The 2,944-nt window shown below is 51.9% G+C and carries 2 protein-coding genes; both read left to right on the top strand.

The genetic code is table 11. The features are described 5' to 3' along the window. Nucleotides 1-96 precede the first annotated feature (96 nt). On the top strand, nt 97-1,413 hold the full coding sequence (locus tag BOCO_RS07325) for a SpaH/EbpB family LPXTG-anchored major pilin (RefSeq protein ID WP_094723724.1): 1,317 nt from the start codon (nt 97-99) through the stop codon (nt 1,411-1,413). 422 nt (nt 1,414-1,835) lie between these two features. Continuing rightward, nucleotides 1,836-2,918: a class C sortase gene (locus BOCO_RS07320; protein ID WP_148140028.1), complete on the top strand. Its 1,083-nt coding sequence runs from the start codon at nt 1,836-1,838 to the stop codon at nt 2,916-2,918. Nucleotides 2,919-2,944 lie beyond the last annotated feature (26 nt).

The raw sequence follows: 2,944 nt of genomic DNA, 5'->3' as shown, positions 1-2,944 counted from the left end.
CATAAGCATGAGCGGCAGAACGGGACCAACGAGTTGGCTCAGGATACGGGGAGCGCGAGTATCCAGGGGGAGGGTATTGGTGGTGTGGGGTAGACGGTGTATCAGGTAGCGGGTTTGGATATGAGTAATCCGAGTACGTGGGATAGGGTCGCGGGTTGGTCGGCTCCTGGTTTTGTTGATGATAGTAACGCGGCGGGTGTGCGGTTAGGGACGGTTCCTGACCAGCACGGGTTAGACGTGGCTGGTAAGAAACACGTCGTTACTGATGCTAGTGGTGTAGCGGTGGTGTCTGGGCTACCGGTGGGCTTGTATGTGGTAGCGGAAACGAAACGGCCAGCGAATGTGGTTGATATCGCGCAACCCTTTATCGTGTCGATACCGTTCCCGGATACGGGTAAAACACAGGGTTGGTTGTATGAGGTGAATGTGTATCCCAAGAACGGTGTGGGGTCTATTGATAAAACGATTAGTAAACAAACCGGGTTAGGCTTGGGGGCTGTGGTGGTGTTCCCGGTCACGGTCACGGTGCCTACCATCGCTGAGAACGCGAGTTTTAGTTACTATATTATTCATGATCCGATGGATGCTCGGTTAACGGGTACGGGTGTGCAGTCAGTACAGGTTGATGGTGTGGATGTGCCGGCTCGTTATTATCACACCAGTGTTACGGGTAGCACGGTGGATGTAGGGTTCACGCAGGAAGGTTTGGGGTGGTTGAAAACCCAGGCTGGTAAAAGCGTGGTGGTTACGTTTACTGGTGTGGTTAGTTCGTTGGGTGTTGATGGTGTGATAGCGAATACAGCGTTCTTGTATTCAAACACGCAAACCAGTGCGGATCCTCCCGTGACTCCTCCGTTGGTGCCGCCTGCTAATCCTCCCAGCACGCCTCCGGAGTCTGGGCGGGTGCATGAGAATTGGGGTAATGTGGTCGTGAGTAAAATCGATGCGGGTGATCATCATACCGGTTTGTCTGGTGCCCAGTTCGAGGTGTATGGGGTTCAAGACCCGTACGCGTCTGATTGTTCTCATGCGCAGGTTACTGGTGATGCGTTACGGGTTAACGGTGTGAGTAGGTTTACCAGTGGTGCTGATGGTCGGGTCGTGATAGATGGTTTGTTTGTTTCTGATTCGAAGAACACGCCTGTTGATGCTACTAGTCGTTGTTACGTGTTGAAAGAGGTGGTAGCTCCTGCTGGGTATGTGTTACCTACGGGAGCGGCGGCGTTGACACCGGTGAGTGTGAAAACAGGAAACACTCAGGGTGTTGATGTGACGATAGTGAATAGTAAAAACACGATGCCGCCGTTACCGTTAACGGGTGCTACCGGTTTGGTGGTACTCACGCTTACTGGTGTGGTGTTGTTAGTGGTAGCGGTAGTGGTTCTGGTGTATCGGAGAAATCATCACGAGTGAGTGTTGGTTGAATACTCACTGCTGGTAGAAGACTACCGTGGCTTGTATGGTAATCCCCCCAGCAAAGCCACGGTTGGTGGCGGGGGTTTACCGGGTTTGGTCTTTTTTCTCTTCCCAAACCTTGGTAAACCCCCGCATATCATTACCTAAACACAAGCATAAGAAAAACCCTAAGTCAGGAGTCTAAGAAAAACCTGAACACGGGTGTGTGTAAAACCTGGTCATGGGTATAAGAAAAACCCTAAGTCACAGAGTGAAAAACAAAACCTGATAAGGGTGTGTGTAAAGCCTGGTCATGGGCGTACGTAAAACCTCAACAGGGGTGTGGGGAAGAACCTAGACATGGATCATGGATCAGGGGGTGGNGTTTGTGTGTGGCTTGGTGTGGTGTTGGTAGTGTGGGCTGGCGTGTATGACGGGTAGTGGCAAGGGTGGAACAGGTGGGTTATCGGGTGGGATGGTGGCAGCGTGTACGGCGTGGTCAATGGTGGAGCGCGTTACTCGTGTTTGTGTTGGTAGCTGCTGGTGTGAGCGCGTTGGTGTATCCGTCAGCTGCTTCGTGGGTTGCTCAGTACGAGCAGTCACGCTTGATTGGTCAAGGGGTACCACATGAGGGTCAGGTATCAGCGCAAGAAGAGCAGCGTTACATACAAGCCGCGTACGCGTATAACAACGCGTTACATGCTGGTGCTGCTTACCGGGCAAACACGAACCAGCCATTTAGTCAACAGGGTAAGGATCTCCATGAACGGTACGAGCAGACCCTGCCAGCAGGACACGGGTTGATGGCTCGGTTACAAGTGCCGAGTATTCGTGTTGATGTACCGGTGTATCACGGTACCAGTGATGCTACCTTGTTGATGGGTATCGGTCATTTAGAAGGCACGAGTGTGCCGGTGGGTGGTAGTGGTACCCACGCGGTGTTGACCGGGCATCGGGGGTTGGCTCAAGCGACGTTGTTTACGAATTTGGATAAAGTCAAGGTTGGTGACCAGTTCACTATCTCGAGTTTCCATCACGTGGTCACGTATCAGGTCGTGAACACACAGGTTGTTGAACCCGAACAGACTCGTAGTTTACAACCGGTTGAGGGTCAGGATTTAGTGACGTTGGTGACGTGTACTCCGTTAGGGATTAACACGCAGCGTATTTTTGTGACGGGTCAGCGAGTGTTTCCTACACCGGTTCAGGCCCGGCAGGCAGCTGTGAGTAAGCCTAGTGTTCCCTCGTTTCCTTGGTGGTTGTTGGTATTGGTAGTGGTGTTGGTGGCTGATAGTGGTTGGCTGGTAGTGAGTGTGAAACAACCAGGAAAGCATGGTTGGTTGGCGGGTAAGCGTGAACAAACAGGACACCAGCCAACCCATAAACCATCATCCCAGCAATCAATCAAACGAACACATAAACAATCAATCAAGCAATCATCCAAGCGAACGCCCAAGCCATCAATCAAGCGATCACACCGGCCGAAACACAAGCTAGCCTACAAACACCAACCCAAACACTAGCCAACCCACCAACAATCCATCAACAA

The sequence above is a fragment of the Bombiscardovia coagulans genome, from assembly GCF_002259585.1.
Classification (GTDB): Bacteria; Actinomycetota; Actinomycetes; order Actinomycetales; family Bifidobacteriaceae; genus Bombiscardovia; species Bombiscardovia coagulans.
The sequence above is the reverse complement of the archived record's forward strand: the minus strand, read 5'-3'. Positions and strand labels throughout refer to the sequence as shown.